At 38.4% G+C, this 22399-nt stretch carries 19 protein-coding genes and 1 other annotated feature; of the genes, 9 read left to right on the forward strand and 10 right to left on the reverse strand.

Annotation, left to right across the window (positions count from 1 at the left end):
- Positions 1-83 precede the first annotated feature (83 nt).
- Together DWZ33_RS14415 and DWZ33_RS14420 are read left to right on the forward strand one after the other, a co-directional pair.
- Entirely contained in the window at positions 84-1175 is a 1092-nt protein-coding gene (locus DWZ33_RS14415; RefSeq protein WP_118455478.1) for a tyrosine-type recombinase/integrase, read from the forward strand.
- A 15-nt stretch (positions 1176-1190) separates the two neighbouring features.
- The gene (locus tag DWZ33_RS14420; RefSeq protein ID WP_118455480.1) at positions 1191-1535 is read left to right on the forward strand and encodes a DUF4388 domain-containing protein; all 345 of its coding nucleotides are present in this window, start codon (positions 1191-1193) and stop codon (positions 1533-1535) included.
- A 10-nt stretch (positions 1536-1545) separates the two neighbouring features.
- Here the strand turns inward: DWZ33_RS14420 and cas9 are convergent, their stop codons facing one another.
- A complete protein-coding gene (cas9, locus tag DWZ33_RS14425; protein WP_182425742.1) occupies positions 1546-3741 on the reverse strand; it encodes a type II CRISPR RNA-guided endonuclease Cas9 in 2196 nt (731 codons plus the stop codon).
- Between the two features lie 601 nt (positions 3742-4342).
- On the opposite strand from cas9, the gene DWZ33_RS14430 reads away from it, so the two are divergent.
- The 6 genes from DWZ33_RS14430 to DWZ33_RS14455 all read left to right on the forward strand — a co-directional run bounded on the left by DWZ33_RS14430 (position 4343) and on the right by DWZ33_RS14455 (position 9765).
- Positions 4343-5500: a M20 family metallopeptidase gene (locus tag DWZ33_RS14430; RefSeq protein ID WP_118455484.1), complete on the forward strand. Its 1158-nt coding sequence runs from the start codon at positions 4343-4345 to the stop codon at positions 5498-5500.
- Between the two features lie 107 nt (positions 5501-5607).
- Positions 5608-5811: a binding site (T-box leader), on the forward strand.
- Between the two features lie 161 nt (positions 5812-5972).
- The gene (locus DWZ33_RS14435; RefSeq protein WP_118455486.1) at positions 5973-6767 is read left to right on the forward strand and encodes a transporter substrate-binding domain-containing protein; all 795 of its coding nucleotides are present in this window, start codon (positions 5973-5975) and stop codon (positions 6765-6767) included.
- 27 nt (positions 6768-6794) lie between these two features.
- Positions 6795-7493, forward strand: a complete 699-nt coding sequence (locus DWZ33_RS14440; protein WP_022937835.1) for an amino acid ABC transporter permease — start codon at positions 6795-6797, stop codon at positions 7491-7493.
- Entirely contained in the window at positions 7486-8214 is a 729-nt protein-coding gene (locus DWZ33_RS14445) for an amino acid ABC transporter ATP-binding protein (protein ID WP_118455488.1), read from the forward strand. Before DWZ33_RS14440 ends, DWZ33_RS14445 begins: the two co-directional genes overlap by 8 nt.
- Positions 8215-8245: 31 nt before the next feature.
- Positions 8246-9379 (forward strand): aminotransferase class I/II-fold pyridoxal phosphate-dependent enzyme, encoded by a 1134-nt coding sequence (locus DWZ33_RS14450; RefSeq protein ID WP_182425744.1) that lies wholly within the window; start codon positions 8246-8248, stop codon positions 9377-9379.
- The gene (locus tag DWZ33_RS14455; protein WP_022937838.1) at positions 9376-9765 is read left to right on the forward strand and encodes a VOC family protein; all 390 of its coding nucleotides are present in this window, start codon (positions 9376-9378) and stop codon (positions 9763-9765) included. The genes DWZ33_RS14450 and DWZ33_RS14455 overlap by 4 nt, the downstream gene beginning before the upstream one ends.
- On the opposite strand, the gene DWZ33_RS14460 is transcribed toward DWZ33_RS14455, so the two are convergent.
- Together DWZ33_RS14460 and dinB are read right to left on the reverse strand one after the other, a co-directional pair.
- A complete protein-coding gene (locus DWZ33_RS14460) occupies positions 9743-9979 on the reverse strand; it encodes a hypothetical protein (RefSeq protein ID WP_235696035.1) in 237 nt (78 codons plus the stop codon). The genes DWZ33_RS14455 and DWZ33_RS14460 overlap by 23 nt on opposite strands.
- A gap of 11 nt (positions 9980-9990) precedes the next feature.
- Entirely contained in the window at positions 9991-11235 is a 1245-nt protein-coding gene (dinB, locus tag DWZ33_RS14465) for a DNA polymerase IV (protein WP_118455492.1), read from the reverse strand.
- Positions 11236-11384: 149 nt separating this feature from the next.
- Here dinB and DWZ33_RS14470 point away from each other — a divergent pair, with 149 nt between their 5' ends.
- Complete coding sequence (locus DWZ33_RS14470; protein ID WP_118455494.1) at positions 11385-11978, forward strand: LexA family protein; 594 nt, start codon at positions 11385-11387, stop codon at positions 11976-11978.
- A 114-nt stretch (positions 11979-12092) separates the two neighbouring features.
- Here the strand turns inward: DWZ33_RS14470 and DWZ33_RS14475 are convergent, their stop codons facing one another.
- From DWZ33_RS14475 to DWZ33_RS14505, 7 genes are all read right to left on the reverse strand, one after another.
- The gene (locus tag DWZ33_RS14475; protein WP_118455495.1) at positions 12093-13874 is read right to left on the reverse strand and encodes an FAD-dependent oxidoreductase; all 1782 of its coding nucleotides are present in this window, start codon (positions 13872-13874) and stop codon (positions 12093-12095) included.
- Between the two features lie 104 nt (positions 13875-13978).
- Positions 13979-15694 carry a flavocytochrome c gene (locus DWZ33_RS14480; RefSeq protein ID WP_118455497.1) on the reverse strand — a complete coding sequence of 572 codons (1716 nt, stop codon included), beginning with the start codon at positions 15692-15694 and terminating at the stop codon, positions 13979-13981.
- A complete protein-coding gene (locus tag DWZ33_RS14485; protein ID WP_182425746.1) occupies positions 15691-16968 on the reverse strand; it encodes an ABC transporter substrate-binding protein in 1278 nt (425 codons plus the stop codon). Before DWZ33_RS14485 ends, DWZ33_RS14480 begins: the two co-directional genes overlap by 4 nt.
- Positions 16958-18715, reverse strand: a complete 1758-nt coding sequence (locus DWZ33_RS14490; protein WP_118455501.1) for a sensor histidine kinase — start codon at positions 18713-18715, stop codon at positions 16958-16960. Before DWZ33_RS14490 ends, DWZ33_RS14485 begins: the two co-directional genes overlap by 11 nt.
- Positions 18696-20237 (reverse strand): response regulator transcription factor, encoded by a 1542-nt coding sequence (locus tag DWZ33_RS14495; protein WP_118455503.1) that lies wholly within the window; start codon positions 20235-20237, stop codon positions 18696-18698. Before DWZ33_RS14495 ends, DWZ33_RS14490 begins: the two co-directional genes overlap by 20 nt.
- A 255-nt stretch (positions 20238-20492) precedes the next feature.
- Positions 20493-21347 (reverse strand): tRNA 2-thiocytidine biosynthesis TtcA family protein, encoded by an 855-nt coding sequence (locus DWZ33_RS14500; protein ID WP_118455505.1) that lies wholly within the window; start codon positions 21345-21347, stop codon positions 20493-20495.
- A gap of 53 nt (positions 21348-21400) precedes the next feature.
- The gene (locus tag DWZ33_RS14505; RefSeq protein ID WP_146211897.1) at positions 21401-22318 is read right to left on the reverse strand and encodes a hypothetical protein; all 918 of its coding nucleotides are present in this window, start codon (positions 22316-22318) and stop codon (positions 21401-21403) included.
- Positions 22319-22399: the final 81 nt, after the last annotated feature.

Consider the following 22399-nt stretch of genomic DNA (forward strand, 5'->3'; position numbering starts at 1 on the left):
ACCAAATCAAATGGATGAAATGGTCACCAAAAACACCAATATAATTATACCATTTCATCCTGAAAAAAGAAAGGATGATGGTCATGAAATTACCAAATAAATATGGTTCAGTTTACAAGCTGTCAGGGAAAAGAAGAAATCCATGGGCAGCCAGGAAGACTGTTGGATGGAAACAGATTCCTGAAAAGAAAAAATCATATCCTATTTATAAGTTTATAGGATATTATGCAACCAGGGCAGAAGCACTTCAAGCACTTGCATCTTATAATGAAGACCCTTATGACCTGCACCTGGACACAATCACATTTGAAGAAGTATATGAAAAATGGTCTGCAATTCACTATGAAACCATCAAAGACTGCAATGGTTACAAAGCAGCATTCAAGACCAGTGAACCGCTGCATGACATGAAATTTGTGGAAATAAAACTTGACCACCTTCAACAATGTGCGGATGAATCAGGGAAGAACACACCGACCTTGAAGACATTGAAAAATCTGTGGGGATTGATGTGGGATTATGCAGTCATTCATGAAATAGTCACCCCTGACAAAAGGGATATAATCAAATATGTGGACATCAACAAAGCAGGAAATCCAAATGCATACAACAGAAAACCTTTCAGCAAGAAGGAAGTCAAAATGCTGTGGGATGCACAAGAATCCAATGAATATCTGTCTGTTGTTCTTATTCTCATATACACTGGTGTCAGAATCGGTGAATTGCTTGACCTGGAAAAGAAAGACATTCACCTGGATGAAAGATGGTTCTATGTGAAAGAATCAAAAACAGAATCAGGCATCAGGGAAGTTCCAATTGCAGAAAAGGTTGTTCCTTTCTTTGAATACTGGATGAAGAAGGACTGTGACCATCTGATTTGCACACCTGATGAACAGCCTTTCAAATATCGCAATTATTATGATTCATACTGGATTCCATTGATGCTTCAATTGAACATGGGAAAGCATGTCATCAAGGAAGATAAAAAAGAACCAGTCTATGAAGGACACCGACCACATGACACAAGACACACCTGTGTCAGCCTGCTGACTGAAAAGAAGGTTGATGAAAGAATCATTCAGAAGATTGTTGGTCACAAAGGACAGAATGTCACACAAGCTGTTTATACTCACCTGGAACTTCCAATCAAACTGGAAGCAATCAACCTGATTTGAAAGAAGGTGACCTGAATGAATAGAACAGCATATAAAAACCAATTCAATGCAGACCATTATGAAAGAATAAATTTTTCAGTTCCAAAGGGAATGAAGCAGGTCATCAAAAACCTTGCAGCAGACAAAGGAATGTCCATGAACAAATATTTTCTGTTCCTTGTGAATAAAGACCAGGAAGGTCTGTTTGATAATATGCAGCTTGCAGAAAAGTCCAGGGAAAAGATTCTGACCATCAAAGGGAACACACATGATGGATATGATGTTTTCTTCAAAGATGGAAGAATCATTCATTGCAGAACTAAACTGGACATCAGAAAATGTCTTGCACAAGACAACAAAAGTCTTGCACAAGACACCTGATTCAGTGTTACTATTTTGTTTCTAACTTGTTACTAACAGATAGAAATTCAGAAAAACGGACAAAAAGAAAAATCCCACAAATCCAAGGAAAACCTTGAATCTGTGGGATTGATTTTTGCTGTCGAACTATCTTTAAATATATCTCTTGTTTTTTAGGATCATTAATCGTACGCCGTACCCATGCTTCATATTTTGCGTATCCTGAATCTCTGCCAAATACTTCATAAGGTATATTATTCGCTTTTTCCAAATTTCTTTCTTTGCGAACTAATGTTTTATTAGCAAAAGTATCATTAAAACTAATTGAATATGGCATAATATGATCGATTTCATATTCACGGGTGAATAATGTTTTTTCATTAATTCTCGCGGCAATTTCATCATTTGTTAAAGCGAGCGTATAAGGATCAATGCCGCCTTGCTCAATAAATAGTTTATACTTAACTAAATCATCATGACTAATTTTCGCCATAGAAGTAAACTGATCAGAATACTTATTGAATATCTGCATTTTCAAACTAGTGTTAGTCACTTGATTTGATAATTGCATATCCATTAATTGTTTGCGCTCGGTATTATTTTTAGTTAATTCACGGGCAACTTCAACATGAATAGCTACCGGTTTACCATAACGTGCAAAAATAGCATTAATCACCATTTTTGTTTGTTGTAAAGTTGCGATTACAGACCGATTTGTAACTGTCTTATCCAACTCTTCAAAAACCTCTTTCAGCGGCGGCAGCTCTTCATAATCAGTATCATTTTTATGCGCTTGTGAATGGTCAAGATTTAATGCTGCCATTGCCTGAGCATAATCCATTCCTTCATTAATCATCAATGGTAAAAGCTGATAAAGCATATTAAAGGAAAGCTTACCAAATTCTTTAAAACTTCCTTCATCAAGTTTCAGAATGGCTGCTTTAAATAATTGATCTTGATTTTTTAAAAGCTCATCTTCTTCTATTCCTTTGCGAATTTCATCGTCTGATTTATAACGTGATAATAGATTAGCCAAAGCATCTAAAACCTTCACTTCGACATTTTCATAACCTAATTTTTTTAACTGAGATTTCAAGATTTTAGTATTTTTCATTTCATAGACAGAAATGTTATTCTTAGCTTCATTCTTTAATTCTTCTAATGTTTTATCTTTATTTTTTTCTTCTCTGGATTTGCTGACAATTTTCATGAAATCATTCTTAGTTAATAAAAGGCCCGGAAAATTAACTTGATGTCCAATCACCTTTTGAATATTCTTATATTTAATTTCTTTTCCAGAGACAGCTTCCTCAAGCAGTTTCTGAATTTGCTCATTATTTAAACGATTCTTAATTCGACAGCCTTCTTCATAATAAGTGATATTGCGCAATTTCTGAATCATAATAAATAGCTCATAGCTATATGATGTAATTGGCGCTCGATCCTGTTTGTCAAATTTACAGATACCAATCATCTTGGATAAAGGATTATGATAAGGTCCCCATTCTGGTCCTTCTGAAAAAGATAATTGTTTAGTTAAAATAGTCAAATAATCATTTTTGAATTGATCGCTGATTACGTTCATCTCAATCTGTTTATTCAGTAATAATTCAGCTTCCTGAACAATCATTTCTCTTGTGATACCTATCTTATATTCTCCGCTTGTATTCTTAATTTTATCTTTAAATTTAGGATCATTAACTATATATTCAGAAATCGTCCATTGATTGTTTATTAATTCATTCTCTGTTGTTTGAATTGAATAAAGTAGCTTTTGATCCTCAGAAGCTGAAGCCGTACTATTTGCGGAATGCTCATCCTTTACTTTACGATTTGATTTAAAACCGCGATATTTTGAATAATGCACTAGACAAATCAAAAGTTCTTCTATCGTTAATTTATTATTTAACCCTTTTACTTTTAATAAATAGGGATTGTCATACTTACAAGCTTCTTTCTCAAAAAATAGATTCATTTCATCTTTTGTAAAGTAATTAGAAGATATAAATAAATTTTTGGTTTTCTGAATTCTTGCCTTTCTTCTGCGCAGCAGACGGCGTAATCCACGTGCATTTCGGCGATCTTCCATAGAACCATTTTCCGCGCTAAAAATCCTGCTGCCCAAATCTATGATCCTAATTGGTTCATTCTCATTATTCACTGCCATGCAACTCCATCCAATAGAGCCAACACCTAAATCAATACCCAGTATATATTTCTCTTTCACTAACTTTACCTCCATATTTTTGTGCAAGACAAATAATAGAAATGGTTTTACACCACACTACACTACGATGTACTAATTGATGTTATTATATTCCCACCCTCTTTTTGTGCAGCGCCCCAATTCAACTGCATAGTATTTATGAAACTTATTAATCAAATTTTAACAGAAACAATTACTATGTCAAATCAATAATCCTGAATTTATGATACTTAAAAAATGTTACTATATTTAATCAATAAATTGAAATAAACTATTTATTAAAACAATATATCTATTATTGAATTATAACTGAACAAGATCATGTTAACAGCCATAATTAATTGTGGATACTTAAGACATTATCATAAACGAATCATATAAATCAAATCATACCTTCATATTGACTTTTCTTATAATTTCATTTATCATAAAGACAGTCAAGGGACGCCTTGAACTAAGCACAAATACATTTTGCAAGACTCATTATCAGAGTCACCCCTTCACGGGGGACTGCAGAGAGATACCTGATAGGAAATTGTCAGGTATTTTTCTTTTTCCAAAAAAATCCTTTACATTTTCAAAAACGCTCTTATAATTATGGAAAAAGAAACGAGGTACTTATATGCTTACTGATATGAAGATACAAACTGAAGCGCTTGCCGATGAAATGATGGAGCTTGTTAAAGATCTCTACGATCACCCTGAAATCGGCAACGAAGAATTCCGCTCAATGGGTGTCCTGTGTGATAAATGCCGGTTGCTTGGCTTTGAAGTCAGTGAAGGCTATGTAGTGCCGACTGGCTGGATTGCTAAATATGATTCCAAGAAGCCCGGGCCAACCATCGCTTATCTATGCGAATTTGACGCGCTGCCTGAAGTCGGTCACGGCTGCGGCCATAACTTGATTGCCGGTATTGGAATTACCGCCGGTGCCGCCTTAAAGTCAAAAATTGATGAACTTGGCGGTCAGATCTGGATCATCGGCACCCCGGCAGAAGAAAACTTCGGCGGCAAAGTTTCGATGGCTGAAGCCGGTGTCTTTGATAATGTCGATGTCGCGATGATGCTGCATCCCAGTGATGAGAATGGCTTAGGCGGCAGAACCAATGCAATCTATCCATTAAAATTTGAATTCTTTGGCAAAAATGCCCATGGCTGTCATCCGCGAGATGGCAAAAGCGCCCTCGATGCCGCTGTCTTATCCTATGTAAATATCAATTTCATGCGGCAATTCGCACCTGCCAATTCATTCATCCACGGCATTATCCGCAACGGCGGTGAGGCAGCCAATGTCATTCCTGCCTATGCTTCTCTTGAATACTACTTCCGTGCCGCTACCATGAAAGAAGCGAAAGCTATGGGCGAACAGGCCATCCAATGTGTTGAGGGCGCCTGTAAAGCCTGCGGCACAACCTATGAAACATCCGTCTATGAATGTCCGTATGAAGACAATGTCATCAACTACACATTGGCTGATTGCCTCAAAGATAAATATAGTGAATTAGGTTTAGAAGCCACGCCGGTTGATGAGGTACCAGGCGGTTCAAGCGATATCGGCAGTGTCAGTTACCGCTGCCCAGCCCTGCATGGCTATATCAAAATCTGCGGACAAGAAGCTGCCGGTCACTCAAAAGAAAGAGCCGACGCGACGATTTCACCAATGGGCAGAGCTGCCTTAATCAACGGAGCTGCCTCCCTTGCATCAATTGGTGAAGACTGCATCAGTCAGCCTGATCTACTGGCAAAAATCAAAGCTGAATTCAAAGCCAGCATTCAATAATGTTCTCTAAATGCGTTATTCTTTCATAAAACACCCCTTTTCCTGAAAATTTTCATCTTTTTATCATTTACCTCTTGACATTTCAAATTTTTGTAGCTATTATTGATTCAACATCAATGAAAAAGAGTAGTAGTTTCCAGCGGCACTTGCAGAGAGTCATGGTTTGGTGAAACATGACAGGTCAAAAGAAATGAACGAGCTTTGGAGATGTTGCCGTATGAAAGTAAGGCAACTGTTTCCCGCATTAAGGGCAGAGGTGGTCAGCAAATGCTGACAAGTAGAGTGGTACCGCGAATAACATCGTCTCTTCATTATGAAGAGGCGTTTTTTTATTACAAGGGGTGAAGAAAATGAAACAGCTTTCTTCTCATAAGTTTCAAAAACGACGATGATGTTTTTGAAACAGAGAAAAATGAAGACGAATAAAAGCATAAAATACTTATAAAATATAAGAAAGAAAGAGGAAAAAACAATGAAAAAACTAGTAAAAATTACAGCTGCCATGCTGATGACATGCGCGCTGATCACAGGATGTTCTTCAAAACCAACTGATAACAATGATCCGCAGACTGCTGCTACATGGGAAGATCAATTAGGTAAAAAAGGTGTTATCGCAATCGGTATCTCTCCTGACTATCCGCCTTATGAATCATTAGATGCCAGCGGCAACATGGAAGGCTTTGATATCGACATGGTTGCTGAACTGCAGAAATATTTCGGTACTGAAGATGCTCCTTATGAAATTGAATGGGTACAGATGTCATTTGATACAATTATCTCTTCTGTTCAAACAGGTCAAGTTGACTTAGGGGTAGCCGGCTTTACTTATGATCCAGACCGTGATGTATTATTCTCTGAACCATACATGGAAAGCGGTCAGGTGGCCTTAGTAAATCCTGATTCTGATATTAAAACAGTGGATGATCTGAAAAACAAAAAAATCGGTGCTCAGCTAGGTGCAACAGCTGAAAAAGCGGCTAACTCAATCGAAGGCGCAGATGTTCAGGCCGTAAGCAGTGTTAATGTATTGATTGAATCATTAAAGAGCAACGCATTAGATGCAGTTGTCGTAGATATTCCGGTTGCGAAAGGTTATGTAGAGAATGCAGGCTTTGTTATGCTGGATGAAGTGCTGATCGATGAAAGTACATCAATCATCGCTGCTAAAGGCAATGATGAGCTGATTGCTAAAGTTAATGAAGCAGTTAATGCATTTAAAGCCAGTGATGCTTACAATGAATTAAAAGAAAAATGGGGTATGAATTAATTACCCCTTTCTTATGGAGGATAAGACATGGATATAGAGCTGATATTTCAAAATGCAGATAAGATACTCTCCCCGGAGAATCTGTTATTTATTCTAAAGGGTGCCGGTATCTCATTAGTTATCGCTACCATCGCCCTTCTCTTTGGTACTATTTTCGGGATTCTCGGCGCGGCCGGCAAGATTTCTAAGAACCCGATTTTAAGAACCTTATCAACAATTTATGTAAATCTGTTCCGCGGCACGCCAATGCTGCTTCAGATTTTGTTTTTCTATCTGGGTTTCCCGCTGCTGTTTCGTGCTATTACCGGTGAAGTGCTGAGAGCACAGGCTTATGTTGTCGCTATCGCCGCCATCAGCTTAAACAGCGGTGCCTATTCCACCGAGTTAATTCGTTCCGGTATTATGGCCATTGACAAAGGTCAATGGGAAGCCAGTAAGACATTAGGTTTATCTTATATGCAGATGATGCGTTTCATCATTCTGCCGCAGGCATTCAAACAGATTATTCCGCCAATGGTCAGTGAGTATATTACATTGATCAAGGATTCATCGCTCGCCAGTGTTATCGGTGCCGTTGAGCTTCTGCAAAGCGCTCAGATTATCGGTGCTAAATATTACAACTATCTGATTCCCCTGCTGGCAGTCAGCGTTGTGTATCTGATTATGACTTCAATTATTGCCTTTATCGCAATGCATCTTGAAAGGAGGATGGCGGTCAGTGATTAAATTAAATCATATTTCAAAATCCTTCGGCACTGTAGATGCGGTTAAGGATGTATCATTAGAAATTAAACAGGGTGAGATCGTCTGTCTGATTGGTCCAAGCGGCAGCGGTAAAAGTACCGTCCTGCGCTGTATTGACGGTTTAGAGATCCCTGACAGCGGAACAGTAGAAATCTTTGGTGAAGTGATTGATTTTAATAATGAAGCTTCCATCAAACAGGCCCGCAGCCGGATGGGCTTTGTATTCCAGCATTTCAACCTGTTTCCGCATATGAGTGTCCTTGACAATTTAACGCTTTCGCCGATTCAAGTCTTAGGCATGGATAAAGAAAGTGCTGAAAAACAGGCAGTGGCTCTTTTAAAGCGGGTTGGCCTTGAAGATAAAAAGGATGCCTATCCAAAACAGCTCTCCGGCGGTCAGAAGCAGCGTGTCGCAATTGCCCGCTCATTAGCCATGAATCCGGAAATGATGCTGTTTGACGAACCGACCAGTGCCCTTGATCCGGAAATGGTTGTAGAGGTATTAGAGGTTATGAAGGAACTTGCGAAAGATGGTATGACCATGGCTGTGGTAACTCATGAAATGGGCTTTGCGAAAGAAATCGCCAACCGGGTAATCTTCCTTGAGGATGGACAAATCATTGAAGAAAAAGACCCGCAGACCTTCTTCACAAATCCTGAAACTGATCGCGCAAAGGAATTCTTAAGTAAGATTATTCACTAGAATAATCTTTTTTAAATAAATGGAGATACCAATGAAACTAGAAAATTTTAAAGTAGAAACTTGGATGAATGAACATGAAAATGACTGTATTTATAATCTTACAGAGAGCTGTTTTACACCGCTGACGATGCGTGAGCTATTAGATCTCTGTGAAGTGCGTGAAGCCTTTATGGAGGATTTGCTGGAAGTGCGGTTAGATTATGGTCCAATCGCCGGCTCAAATGAATTGCGCCAAGAAATTGCCTCGCTTTATAAAAACTGTTCGCCGGATCAGATTGCTATTGCGCAAGGTGCGATCAACGCTAATGCCATGGCGCTCTATGAATTAATTGAAAAAGGCGATCATATCATTGCCTTTACCCCGCTCTATCAGCAGCTTTTATCCCTGCCCTTATCCATCGGTGCTGAAATTACCTGTATTCCCTGTCTTGAAGAGGCAAATTGGGAGCCGGATATCAGTAAGCTGGAAGCAGCACTCAAGCCCAACACCAAGGTGCTCTGTCTGAATAATCCATGCAACCCTACCGGTTATCTGTATACGGATGAGCAGATGCAGGCGATTGCGCAGTTTGCCCGCCAGCATGATTTATGGCTTTTTGTCGATGAGGTTTACCGTGGTTTGAATCAGCATGATGACAGCTTTGGTTCCTCTTTCTTTGATTTCTATGATAAGTGTATTGTCAGCGGCGGCTTGTCTAAAACCTTTGCCCTGCCCGGTCTTCGCATGGGCTGGCTGGCAGCGCCTCAGTCTTTTATCGATAAGATAACGATACGCCGTGATTACCACATTATCTCATTGCCGAAGATTAATGATACACTCTCAATTCTGGCATTAAAAAACAAAGACAAGATTTTAAAACGCAATCGACTGATCAGCCTGCAGAATCGAAAAACAATTCAGCGCTGGGCAGCTGAAGAGCCTCATATCGATGTTGTATTTACTGACAGCACAACACTGTTTATCCGTTATGATATGGATATTCCCAGTGATGAACTAGCACTTCGCCTGCAGAAAGAAACCGGCGTTTTCTTTGTCCCGGGCACTTGCTTTGATATTGATCATCACCTGCGCCTTGGCGGCGGCATTGAGCCTAAGCAGCTCGCTGAGGGTTTAGCTGTTTTTTCTAAATGGCTGCGTCAATTTGACAAGGAGGAAAACAAATGAATTACACAGACTTAATCACCTTTTACGGAACTAAGGATATTGAAGCGACCACTGCTTTTTATCAAGATCTGCTGGGTTTACGACTGGCAAGTGATCAAGGCAAATGCCGTATTTTTGAAGTTGCCCCGCACGCGCTGGCAGCCTTTTGTGAGCATCTCGATGTGACTCACAGTCTTAAAAGCCCGATGCTTACCTTTGTCCTTGATGACATTGACGGCTGTTTTGCCAAATTAAAAGATCACTGCGAGGTAGTTGAACCGCCTAAACGCAATGATCAGTTTAATCTTTATCATTTCTTTATCCTCGATAACAATGGCTATACATTGGAATTCCAAAAATTTCTTGATCCTGACTGGAATCAGCTCAGGGCTGCAGACTCTCAATAAACCAGCGGTTGCGTTCATAAAACAGAATCCGTTCATGACCGGCAATCTGACATGTAAAGCGCAGACCGCTGCCGCCCACCGGTGATGCTGCCCAGCGGATATCAACAACCCGTTCAATCGGATACCGTTTAATTTCATCCCACTGAATAGCCAGCGGTTTGACTTCGCCATGTTTATCCACCATAGTAATTACATCAACATATTTTTTATACATAGCAATCACCATTATAAGAAGCTGACTGGAAAAATAATATGATCCGCCTTTGGATTAAAATTAGTCAGCTCATCATCCAGCAACATTGAACAGCGTTTAATCTTCGTGAACCCATAGCGGCTGCGTATCGCATCCACGGTTTCATCAAGTACACGCTGTTTTATTTTGCCATGATCTGTAAAAAAAGAGAGCTGTTCCACCGCTGCTGGCTTCTGCAGATCACTCATCGTCAAAGAAATACTTCTAAGCGGTAAAATAAAGCTGTAATGCTCACGGGTAAGCTGCATTGCCATGGCTAAAATCTCATCGGCAAGACACGTCGGTTCAGCAAGCTTGCGCTGACGGCTCAAACCATGCAGCTCATTATCCCGCAGACCAATCGTAACCACCTGACCTTCTACCCCCATATCGCGAAGTCTTGAAGCCACTGATTCGGCAAGTACCCGAAATACCAATTCGACATCCTTTAGACTGCGCATGTCGCGAATCGCGGTGATGCCATTGCCTACTGATTTAGCTTCATCCTGATAACCGGTAAAAGCCACGCTTTTATCATCGATGCCGTTGGCAAATTCATGAATCATCAGCCCAACCTTCCCCATCCGGCTCTCTATCAGATCGGCTCGGAATACCGCCAGATCACCAATTGTTTTAATGCCAAATTCATTCAGCTTCCGCTTTGTTGCCCGGCCGATATAAATCAGTTCCTCCACCGGCAGCGGCCAGACCAGCTGCTGATAGTTTTCCTCATCGATTACAACCAAACCATCCGGCTTTATCATATCAGAACCCAGCTTTGCGAAAACCTTATTAAAACTGACACCCACAGAAATCGTTAAACCCAGCTGTTCATAAACCTTTTTCTTGATTTCCCGCGCAATCGCTTCACCGCTGCCATAAATCTTTGAGGATGCGCTGACATCAATCCACGCTTCATCAAGACCAAAGCTTTCCACCCGATCCGTATATTCCCGATAGATATCCTTCACCTTTTCACTATAATAAAGATAATCATCATAATTAGGCGGAATAACCACCAGCTGCGGACATTTCGCATAGGCCTCACGAAGTGATTCACCCGTTTTGATATGGTATTCCTTTGCCAGATCATTCTTCGCCAGAATAATGCCGTGACGGGTTGTCTCATGACCGCCAACAGCCATCGGCACCTTACGCAGTTCCGGTACCTTCATTTCTTCAATCTGCGCGTAACAATGATTAATATCACAATGCAGAACGACTCGTCTGTTATCCACAGTATCACCTCATCTGCACTTATTATAGTCTCAAAAGTCTCATTTTTCAATAATTATGAGACGATATCCAGCTATTTCCAGAATTATGAGTGTTTAAGGCTTGTAAATAGTGATACTTTTTGATACGATATGAATACAGGAGGAACAGTATGAAAGCGGAAATACTCAGACAAAGAAAAGAACAGCTGGGATTGACTGTCGAAGACCTGATGCGGGAGGTTGGTGTATCCAGAGCCACGCTGTTTCGCTGGATGGCAGGCACAACAACGCGGATTCCCGCCAGTAAGCTGGAAAAACTGGCAGCTGTCTTACAAACCAGCGTTGATCATCTGACCGGTATGGATGAAACAAGCATCATGAAACCTATTCTCGGTACCGTCAAGGCAGGCTATGACTTATTTGCGGAAGAAAATATCCTTGGATATGAAGAGGTCAGTGAAAAAGAAAGTCAGTTGGGTGATTATTATCTAAGGGTTCAGGGTGATTCAATGACCGGCTCAAGAATCTACGATAATGATTTATTGTATATTAAAGCCTGTGATTATGTGGAAAGCGGTCAGATTGCCATCGTAATCATCGCTCATCAGGAAGTTACGGTGAAGAAAGTCATTTGGAAGCAGGATATGATGATTCTTGAAGCTACCAATCCAAATTACGAAAACCGTTATTATACAAAGGAGGAAGTCAATGAGCTGCCGGTACAGATTATCGGCCGGGTTGTATTTAATAAGATTAACTTCTAACTTACAAATTATCTAATATCTTTTCCATTTTCAAATTCCTTTAAAAAATAAAAAGAGATCTCATTTTATTGACTCACTCAATAATAATTGAAATCTCTTTCTTTCATTTTAAGCTTATAATCCTAACGCTGCTTTCACCGCATCACGAATACCATTGCATGAATTTGTTGCACCACTTAATGCATCAATCTCTACATTTTGAGACTTAATCATTGAAGGAATAAATTGTTCCTCTGCACCTGCATAAATATTAGGTGTTTCTTCATGTTCAAGCACATTAATAGCTGTGATATTACCCTCTTTCACAACAACTTCAACTTTAATTGAACCGTTATTTCCTTTACCTTCACCGGTAAATGTACCATCTGTGAAATTACCTTTAGCAACTTCTCCATTGCCTGTATTTTCTTCACGAACAAATGGCACATGCTCTGTTAAACCACCACGGTCGTTAATGTATTCAATCGCATTACGAGCTGAAAGACGTCCAAATACAACGGCTTCACCTAAACCTACTGAATAATAAGCACCTTGTGTATTTCCCATAACTTCACCGGCAGCATATAAACCTTTGATTGGCTTACCTTTAGTATTTAATACACGTCCAATCGTATCAGTATCCAAACCGCCCAATGTATCCATAACACCAGGTGTTACTAATACTGCATAGTAAGGTCCACTTTGGTATGTATCAGCAACTTCCACAACCTTTTCATTACCAATACCATCAGCTTTTAAATTAGCCATAGTATCGCTCATCGCAGTCACATCAACACCCATTTTCTCAGCTAATTCTTGAATTGTGTCAGCTTTGATTACTAAACCACTGTTGTCAATACCAGTCATACGATATTCATCAAAGAAATCTTTTTCTTCAATAGCCATAAACTCTTTATAAATCGTATCATTATACACTGCGTAGCATTCTGCATCAGTTTGCTTTAAAATATCCTCAGTAATTCTACGATCTGAGCTTGCTGCACTGTATTCATTAGTGAATCGCTTGCCTTCTTTATTGATAAATACAACACCATTATTTTTAATTGGCATCTGCATTTGAATAGAGAATGGAGCTACTGCACATGATAATTGGATTAATTCCATATTCACTAAACCTGCACCTAATTTTTGAGCCATTTTAATACCATCACCTGTATTACCTTGACTAGGTGCTAAATGAATATTCTTCAATCCCGGATTGCCATATTCCGCAATCATCTCTGGATTACTCTCATAACCACCTGTTGCTAAAATAACCGCTGATGTATCAATCGTATATTCACCATCAGGTCCTTTTACTTTAACACCATTCACTCTTCCCTCTTCATCTGCTAAAAGCTCAGTAGCTGGTGAGTTATAACGAATTTCAATACCACTCTTCTCAACTTGTTCTTTAAGTACCTTAATTAATTCAACACCCGGAATTGTACCATCACTTGGACAGTGTAAATCAGAATAGCGAATTAATCCCCATTCTGAACCAAAACCATCAAGCCATGAAATAACATCTGGTGTTTCCATCGCAACAACAGCTGCCATATCTGCTTGTGCATAGCCTAAGCCATTCTTCACAATGCGGTCAACCAACATAATCGGTGTTTCTTCTTTCCCTTGAGCGTCCATAAAACGTGAAGTCGTACAGTTAAAACCACCGAAAGCCATCGTAGTGCTTCCACCTGCAAATGACATTTTCTCTAATACTAATACATTATTAGCACCTTGCTCATAAGCTTCAACAGCTGCGGATAAGCCTGCACCACCAGCACCTACAATAACAATATCAAATTGTTCATTTGTTGATGTTTCTTGCTGCTCTGGTTCATTCTCAACGGGTTTTGTAGCACAACCACTTAAAAACATACCTGTGCATAATAAAACTGCTAGTAACTTTTTCATATCGTAACCTCCCTTACATGATTATTATATTTTTTTCACAAGGTCATTACGATATAAAAAATAGACATTTTGTACAAAATCCAGTGATTATTTAAAATCAATTCTTATTCTCCATTCATTGCTGCTTGTTCCCCAGCAATTCGCCCAAATACAATCATATCCGGAAAAGAATTCCCCCCTAATCGATTAGCTCCATGAATCCCACCAGTTACCTCCCCGGCAGCATACAATCCTTCAATGACATTTCCTTGCTGATTCAATACTTGAGCTTGCTCATTAATTTCTACCCCACCCAATGTATGATGTATGGTCGGCTTTTTCATAGAAGCATAATACGGGGCATGATCAATTTTATTAATTAAAGTTTGTCTGCCTAACGAATCATTTTGAGTCTCAACGGCTTGATTATATGCTGAAATCGATGCTTTTAAAGTAGCCTCATTCACATTCAATAACTGTGCTAGTTGAGCTAAAGTATCGGCTTTAACAACATGCCCCATTAAGACTAAACCTTCTAAATATGTTCGTTCATCACTCACTGTTGAATAATCATCATCAACAATTGAATATGCAAACGATTTTGGTTGAGCAAGCATAGCAGCAGATAATTCATCTCTGCCTGCATCTTCACGAATAAAACGTTCTCCCTGCCGATTCACTAATATTCCATGATTAATTGCATTAGGAATTGAATTACGTAAACCTCCATCATAAACATCACCCATAGGATAAAGTTCAATATATTCCATGCCAATTAATGAAGCTTGTAGCTTTTCTGCCATAAGAATACCATCGCCATTACTGCCTGGTGCATTTGAGCAAAGCATTTCACCAGTTAATGAATGATTATAACGCATACGCATATCCACATTACCCGCAAAACCACCACTGGCAAGAATAACTCCATTTAATGCCTCAAACGTAAAAACTTCACCTCCATTTAATGCTTCCACACCATAAACCTTTCCATCATCAGCAAGTAATTCATAGGCTGTTGTATTCGTATAAATATCTACCCCCAATTGTTGACAAGCTCTTTGCATTACTTGAATATAATCTGTTCCATTATGTGCCATAGAATAATGCCCTCGATCATGAGCACCACCCAAGCAATTATCAATGACCGTATCAAACTGCAATCCCAATGCTTCTAAAAATAACTTTCCCTCATCAGCTTGTGAGGTTAAAATTCGCACTAATTCCGGTTTCGCTTTTCGATGTCCCCCTTCATAAGTTTCTTGGAAAAAGATTTCTTCACTATCATATATCCCTAAGGGATGCTGAAGCTCATCATCGACACAATTATACATAGCTGTGGCACGAACCGTATTTCCGCCAATCTCAGACATCTTCTCAAGTAAAGCAACCGTAGCTCCATGCTGTGCTGCACTGATTGCTGCACTCAAGCCAGCACCTCCACCCCCAACAATCACTACATCATACTGCATTTTCTTAATTACCTTTTCCTCTATCACCGGCGTATAAGGACGATGAATTTCCTCATAGCTAAATCCCATTTGCGACATTGCCTTCTCAATCCCTTGCAACACTGCTTTACAACTTTCAGTAGCACCGCTAATTACCTCAACTTCTACTGATTGAGCAGCAATGACTTCATCAATTAATCGCATAAGCGGTTCTTTCACAACTGCCTCTGTCTCTTGATGTTCCATTAATTCAATCGCTAAAAGCTCTCCCTGCTGCGCATGAACACGCAATGTAATCATACCATTATACCCTTGAACACTCACTTCTCGCTGTGTTATTGAAGAACAGCCTGCGAATAGAAAAAGACTACACATTATAATCCATTTTTTCATTGTATCACCTCAAGCTTTGGTAACCGATCTTTCAGACGCTGTATAAATAATTGATAAGCCGTTGAGGCATCCATTTCCTTAACCTGACTCATTGCTCGAACCACCTCTAAATAAACATCACGAATAACATTCGCATTTTCACCTTGCTGATAATCAGCCATCGATGGCAATATTTGATTAAAATAAAGCTTGCCGATATTTTGATTATCAAAATTTTCCAATATTAAATCTCGATAACCTGCTGTCTCATAGGCTTTACGATAACTAATAAAAGTACCATTCTCTTTATTCTTATTATACATTGCTCCCGCCGGTGTTAATAAAACCGTTTTCATAAAATCCCATGCCATCGCTTTATTCACACTAGACTTAGGAATTGCCCATATTGTTCCTCCCCATTGATAACTGCCACTTGGAGGTACTGTATAGCCCCAGCTTTGTTCACTATCAAACACACCTAAATTTATAATCCATAAAGGACATGGATAGAAAAATATTTCATCATATTTAAATGAATTTAACCATTGTGGTGAATATTGCTGATAATCTTTCACAAGCTTTGCATCACGCATTGCCGCAAGTATACTAAAATAATTCATAAACTTATAAGGCTCTAGTAACTGCTGATTCTTAATATAAGGCTCAATAGATTGCCCATAGACCATCACTGCGGCATCTTCTAAAGAAGCAAACATAGCCTTTCCTTCATGTTCTTCCACAAAACGTTGACCTTTACTAATAACATCTGCCCAGCTATTAAAAACAACAGCCACTTGCCCCGGATCGTCTGTATTTAAAAATTCTAGTGCTAAAGAACGATTATACGCAACTCCACTGCTCCCCGGAATAGCTGGAACACCCCAAATACCATCATCTTGGGTACGTACTTCCGCATAACGATTTTCTAAGATTTCACTTTCTTTAAGAGAATACGGCTGTTTCGATAAATCTTCAAATAAATCAGAATGAATAAAATCATCAAGCATCTCATTTTCAAGAATACAAATATCAGGCAAAGGTTCTTGAAGTGCTAATGAAAGCTTTAGTTTGTTTAAATATTCATTTTTCTCAACATAAACATAATTCATAGAAGCTTTTGGATGTGATAATTGATATTGATCAAATGCATCAGGAATAGTTTCATCCCACCCCCAAACCGTTAACACTTGATTTGTTTTATTTTCCTCATTCTGTGATGGCATATGGAGAAAAGCTGCCATTGCGACAATATAAAGCATAAGACAGATAAGGATAAACACCTTTCTATATTTCATTATCCTTTTCCTCCTCATAGGCAAAACAGATCGTAAAACAAGTTCCATGATTCGCTTCACTTGTTACATCAAATTCCAGACTTTCTCCATATAAAAATTCTAAACGCTCTAAGACATTAATTAAAGCAATTGAATGCACACTATCCCCATGCTTTTGACGCTGCTGCTTCAACATAACAGACCCTTGTCGAATAGATGCCACTAAGGCTTGATCCATACCCACTCCATCATCATGGACTTGAACACATAGCTTTTTCCCAATTCTTTTTACTGACACATCAATCGTCCCTTGTCCATTTTTAGGAACTATACCATGAAAAATAGCATTTTCAACTAGTGGCTGCAAGACATTTTTCGCAATCTTAACACGTTCAAGATCTGACTCTATATCAAAATTTAATGAAATCTTATCCTTATACCGATAATTTTGAATAGTAACATAAGCCTCAATCACAGAACATTCACGCTGTAATGTATCAACTAATAAATCATCATGAACAGACATACTATCTTGAAGAATCAGTATTAATGAACGTACCATATGAATAACATCATCATTCCCTGCTTTACGTGCCATTACAATAATTGAATTCAATGTATTGTAAATAAAATGAGGGTGTATCTTAGAAATCATCATATCAAACTTAATCTTCTTTTTCATCTTTTCATCTTCAATACTTTTCTGCATTAAAGCATCAATGTCACTAACCATTTGATTGAAATTATTACCTAATAATTCCATTTCATCATGACTATCAATCTGCAATCGAACATTCATATCACCATCTGCAAATTGAACCATACCCTCTTGTAAAGTTCTTATTGGCTGTGTTAAAGCATGAATACGTTCATATAGAAGTAAAAACAACAGCAGCAATAGCAAACAAGTTGTCATAGTAAAAAAAGGAATCAATAGCCATGCCTTCCTTTGTAAAGCCTCATTACTGCGATAAGTTAGCAATACATAAGGTGTTGACTGAATAGGTACTGCCAATAATGTGCCCTTAGTTACTGTAAGCATTCCTTGATGAAAAAGCTGTTCACAATCAACCATTGATAAATATTCTTCATTAATACCACTCTGTGATGCAATTAAAACACTATCCTTATCAACTAAACTGATTTCATTCTCAGGCTGGCTCCAGCTATGAACTAAACTTGCCAACTGTGCTACATCTAATTGTATCGTTAATTCACCAAGTATTGCCTGTGGATTATTCAAATCATGGATTGAGCTTCGATAACCAATCAATTGCTGCTGGCTATTACCATATTGAATTGTATAAGGTTTAGAAAAGCCATAAAAAGCTTGTTGATTCACCGCTTCTTGAGCAGAGGAATCAAAGGGAAAGATATTCCATACACTTACTTGTTGACATTGAAGCAAAACACTATGAATAGCATGTCGGATAGAAGTATAACGTGTCATTACCTCAGCGATGTTCTCTATCTCAAAATAATCATTATCTGCTTGTCGAGAAAACATTTGTATTTGTTCATCAAACAACATATTCTGAGCAACTGTTGTTGCTTCCTGAAAAACCATTTCAAGATATTGAGCATCTTCTTTTAAAACTTGATAATCTTTACGCAGATTTTCTTCTTTTAATACTTTACCAAAATAAAAATAAGTAAATACACTGCTTACAACCATAACAACTAATACGATTGATGAAATAGAAGCAACCATTCTAAAAGAAATCGAATAAGGTAATATAGACTTAAACTTATCTTTCAAATTCATCATAATCACCTCCGGATTGGTTCATTACATCACTCGGTGAGCATTGATAATATTTAGTAAATACCATACTGAAATATTGGCTTGAATTATAACCACATTGTTCCGCTATTTCATAAATTTTTAAATGCGTCGTGGTTAATAATAAATATGCTTTCTTTAACCGATAAGCTTGTAAGCTCTGTGAAAGTGATTGACCGGTTTCTTTCTTAAATAACTTACTCATATATTCACGGTTCATATTCATTTTTTCATCCAATTCCTCTAAAACATTTTCTTTTCCACAATTTTGTTGAATAAAATTCAACATCTCTAATACTTTTCTACTATATCTTTGATTATCAATTGCTTCCATTCGTTGAAGCATGCTTTGAATAAAATCATTAAATTGCGTATAATTGCTAATTTTTTGCCAATTTTTAAAATCATTTTGAAAATTATCTTTAGGCATTATTCTACTCATTAAACGCTGCAATTGATGAATTAAATCCTGTATTTCAAGCAAAATCTCATTAATTGGCGGCTGATATTGCTTTAACATACGCAAATAAGCTTGAATTTGTTCAATTGCCTCATCTTGTTCATTTAAAAATAAATCATTGGCTGCTTCTTTCCATTGCTCATAACTCAATCTTCTTTGCATCATAATAGCTTGCAGGTTACAACAGCGATTTAACGGTAAGTAGAAAGAATAACAAGTTATCGCCTGCATCATTGCATAGATTTTGGGTAATTCCATTATAGAACAAGGTGAAGCAACAACCATGAAACAATCGTGCTGCCAATAAGATCGATAGGTATTGCAAAGCTCCTCTAGAAGATGATTAGGGTAACACTGAACATTCCATTCACAACTTAACAAGCCATAAACTTCCCATTCATTAGGTGAGTAAAATTGCATAGTAACATCTTTCTGGGTCATAAACAACGTTTCATTTTGATTATTCTTCTGCTCAGGATAGCCTTGTCGGCTTTTATCTAATAATTCATTGAATGCTAACGCTGCTGATAATCGTACTAAGATAATCTTTTCTTGAGTTGAGTTTAACAGCATAATTTGAGGTAAACTCTTTGTATGTCCATGCAAGAAATCATGTAACAGCTGATGTTGGGTTAATCGTTCGTTAACTTTAAGCTGATCGCTTTGTTTACTCATTTTATATAAATTCTCAAGAAGTAATTCAGGCGTTAATTCATATTTTAAGATGTAATTGCTTACCCCTAACGCTACTGCCTCTCTTGCATAATCAAAACGTGAATATGCTGTCAATAGCAAAGCACATACCTTGGTATTTTGTTGATAAAGCTGACGTAAAAAATCCAAACCGTTCAGTAATGGCATTTCAATATCAACAATAATAATATCAATAAGAGTTTCCTTCATACAAGCTAATGCTTCTTCTCCATTATGGGCAATAGCTGCTATTTGAAAACCTTCCTCTTCCCAATCAATCATTGTTTTTAAATCATCAAGGACTAGTAAATCATCATCAACCAATAGTACTTGATACAATTTTCCCTCTGACATAATAATTCCTCAACTTATCTTTCCCTATTATCTACGCTTCAATCTCTTCAAATATCCTTTTAATTATGCTTTAATCGACCATTTTGCTGCACATTATTATATCAGATTATCTACAAAAAGCCTAGCTGCCAGTCATTATTTATGCATATCAGCGTCATAACTCAACAAAAAAAGAAGCTTTTAACTTTGATAGTGAAAGCTTCTATTTATATACATAACAACATCATTGAATCACTCAAAAATTTAAACGATCCATTAATCTGTTTCCTTTGCCTGCCTTCTCCCCTTTTCATCATAATCGTCCAAAAAATTATAACTCATCTTATCATCATGATAGCCGATAATCGTTTGGAGATTCACATTATGCACACTCTTAAAAATATTATATTCAATATAAGGATTCACCGTTCGGAAATGACTGATCAGCTTCTTCATTTCCTGGCGTTTGGAATTCTCGCCATTCGTGCGCTCACTTTCTTCCGTAAACCGGCATGCGCATTGAATAAACTGCAGTTCATTATGCGCGCACCATGCCTTAATATCACTTTCTCTGACTAAGTAAAGCGGCCGAATCAATTCCATGCCCGCAAAGTTATCACTGTGCAGCTTCGGCATCATCGTCTGAATCTGGGCGCCATACAGCATCCCCATCAAAATCGTTTCAATTACATCATCATAGTGATGGCCCAAGGCAATCTTATTACAGCCCAATGACTGAGCATAGGCATAAAGATGTCCCCGCCGCATTCTGGCACATAAGTAACAGGGTGACTGACCTTGTGTTACTACATAATCAAAGATTTCTGCTTTAAAAATCTGGATCGGAATATTCAAAAACTCAGCATTCTCTCTGATTTGCTTCAGATTAACCTCATTATAACCCGGATCCATGACAATATATTCCGCAGTAAACGGTATCTGACTGTGACGAATCAATTCCTGAATACATTTAGCCAGCAGCATACTGTCCTTACCGCCAGAAATACACACAGCGATTTTATCATTAGCCTTAATTAGCTCATAATCTTTAATTCCTTTAATAAACCTTGACCAGATACCTTTCCGATAGGTTTTAATAATACTTCTTTCTGCTTCCTGACAACTTCTCATACACTTACCTCTCAACTCATTAAGTCTACATAATTCATGAGCGGTTGTCAATTTTAAAGTGATGCGAGCCTTTCTTCAATTTTACCCTTCAAGGCATCGGCAGCCTGCTGATTGGCTAATTGCTGACGATATAGCTGCTGCAGCAAAGCATCCACCTCATCAATTGATGTATCAACGACATCCTGCATGCGGCTCACTTGATTCTGTACATGCCAATCCATAAACAGATTATCAAAGAGATAATCACCAATTACTGAAAAAGAGTCCATCTCTAAATCAGAGGCTGATGCCAGTTTAACATCGTTTAATTCCTTATTAAAATGACGGATATCACTTTCCAGCGACTGCAGACTTGCCTGTGCTTCACTGATTCGTTCATGCTTAATTGCTGTCGCGATCATCCCGCCGCCAACCATGTCATAGATTCCCCAGCCAGCTGCCGAGGAAAGCTTTTCACGGGCATCCTTAAGACGGCTCAGCACAAGATCACCGGCATCCATCGCCTCATTGATCTCCCGCTGACGCAGAGTAATATCCTCAAGCTCACGTTCCATCGAGTGAATGGCTGGATCATCAATTAAGCTCTTTTTCAGATTCAGCAGTTCATTATATTCGGCTTCCGCCTTTTCCAGCTCACGCAACTTTTGGTTCAGTGCATCTAATTGAAACTGCAGCACACTGATTTCATTTTCCTGCTTCTTCACTGCTCTTAATGCCGCCAAGGCTTCCTCTTCTTCTTTTTCAAGCCGTTCCTCTTTACGCTGCGTCAAGGTCGCGAACAAATTTGCCATCGACAAAGAGTTCAGCTTCGCAACATCCCGATCTTCTTTCTCAAGCTGATCACACAGCATCTCATAAACCCGATGCGCTTCATCCAATTTCAGCACTAATTCATTTCTTTCTTCGCACAACCGCTGATAATGCTCCATGCGAAACTTCGCATCCGCTAATTTTTCATTTATTTCCAACATCGTCATACACCCCTTTTTATGATATCTTTTAGACTTAAAACTGCATTTTAAGCCAACCAAGGCAAGCATCTTCAGCCTAGC

The sequence above is a fragment of the Dielma fastidiosa genome (assembly GCF_003475485.1).
GTDB lineage: Bacteria > Bacillota_I > Bacilli_A > Erysipelotrichales > Erysipelotrichaceae > Dielma > Dielma fastidiosa.

Excerpts from the sequence above, each read along its gene's own strand:
- DWZ33_RS14480 (WP_118455497.1), bottom strand. The coding sequence starts at position 15,694 with ATGAAAAAATGGATTATAATGTGTAGTCTTTTTCTATTCGCAGGCTGT.
- DWZ33_RS14500 (WP_118455505.1), bottom strand. The coding sequence starts at position 21,347 with ATGAGAAGTTGTCAGGAAGCAGAAAGAAGTATTATTAAAACCTATCGG.
- DWZ33_RS14455 (WP_022937838.1), top strand. The coding sequence starts at position 9,376 with ATGAATTACACAGACTTAATCACCTTTTACGGAACTAAGGATATTGAA.
- DWZ33_RS14435 (WP_118455486.1), top strand. The coding sequence starts at position 5,973 with ATGAAAAAACTAGTAAAAATTACAGCTGCCATGCTGATGACATGCGCG.
- DWZ33_RS14420 (WP_118455480.1), top strand. The coding sequence starts at position 1,191 with ATGAATAGAACAGCATATAAAAACCAATTCAATGCAGACCATTATGAA.
- DWZ33_RS14475 (WP_118455495.1), bottom strand. The coding sequence starts at position 13,874 with ATGAAAAAGTTACTAGCAGTTTTATTATGCACAGGTATGTTTTTAAGT.
- DWZ33_RS14450 (WP_182425744.1), top strand. The coding sequence starts at position 8,246 with ATGAAACTAGAAAATTTTAAAGTAGAAACTTGGATGAATGAACATGAA.
- DWZ33_RS14470 (WP_118455494.1), top strand. The coding sequence starts at position 11,385 with ATGAAAGCGGAAATACTCAGACAAAGAAAAGAACAGCTGGGATTGACT.
- DWZ33_RS14440 (WP_022937835.1), top strand. The coding sequence starts at position 6,795 with ATGGATATAGAGCTGATATTTCAAAATGCAGATAAGATACTCTCCCCG.
- DWZ33_RS14430 (WP_118455484.1), top strand. The coding sequence starts at position 4,343 with ATGCTTACTGATATGAAGATACAAACTGAAGCGCTTGCCGATGAAATG.
- DWZ33_RS14495 (WP_118455503.1), bottom strand. The coding sequence starts at position 20,237 with ATGTCAGAGGGAAAATTGTATCAAGTACTATTGGTTGATGATGATTTA.
- DWZ33_RS14505 (WP_146211897.1), bottom strand. The coding sequence starts at position 22,318 with ATGTTGGAAATAAATGAAAAATTAGCGGATGCGAAGTTTCGCATGGAG.
- DWZ33_RS14485 (WP_182425746.1), bottom strand. The coding sequence starts at position 16,968 with ATGAAATATAGAAAGGTGTTTATCCTTATCTGTCTTATGCTTTATATT.
- DWZ33_RS14490 (WP_118455501.1), bottom strand. The coding sequence starts at position 18,715 with ATGATGAATTTGAAAGATAAGTTTAAGTCTATATTACCTTATTCGATT.
- DWZ33_RS14415 (WP_118455478.1), top strand. The coding sequence starts at position 84 with ATGAAATTACCAAATAAATATGGTTCAGTTTACAAGCTGTCAGGGAAA.
- DWZ33_RS14460 (WP_235696035.1), bottom strand. The coding sequence starts at position 9,979 with ATGTATAAAAAATATGTTGATGTAATTACTATGGTGGATAAACATGGC.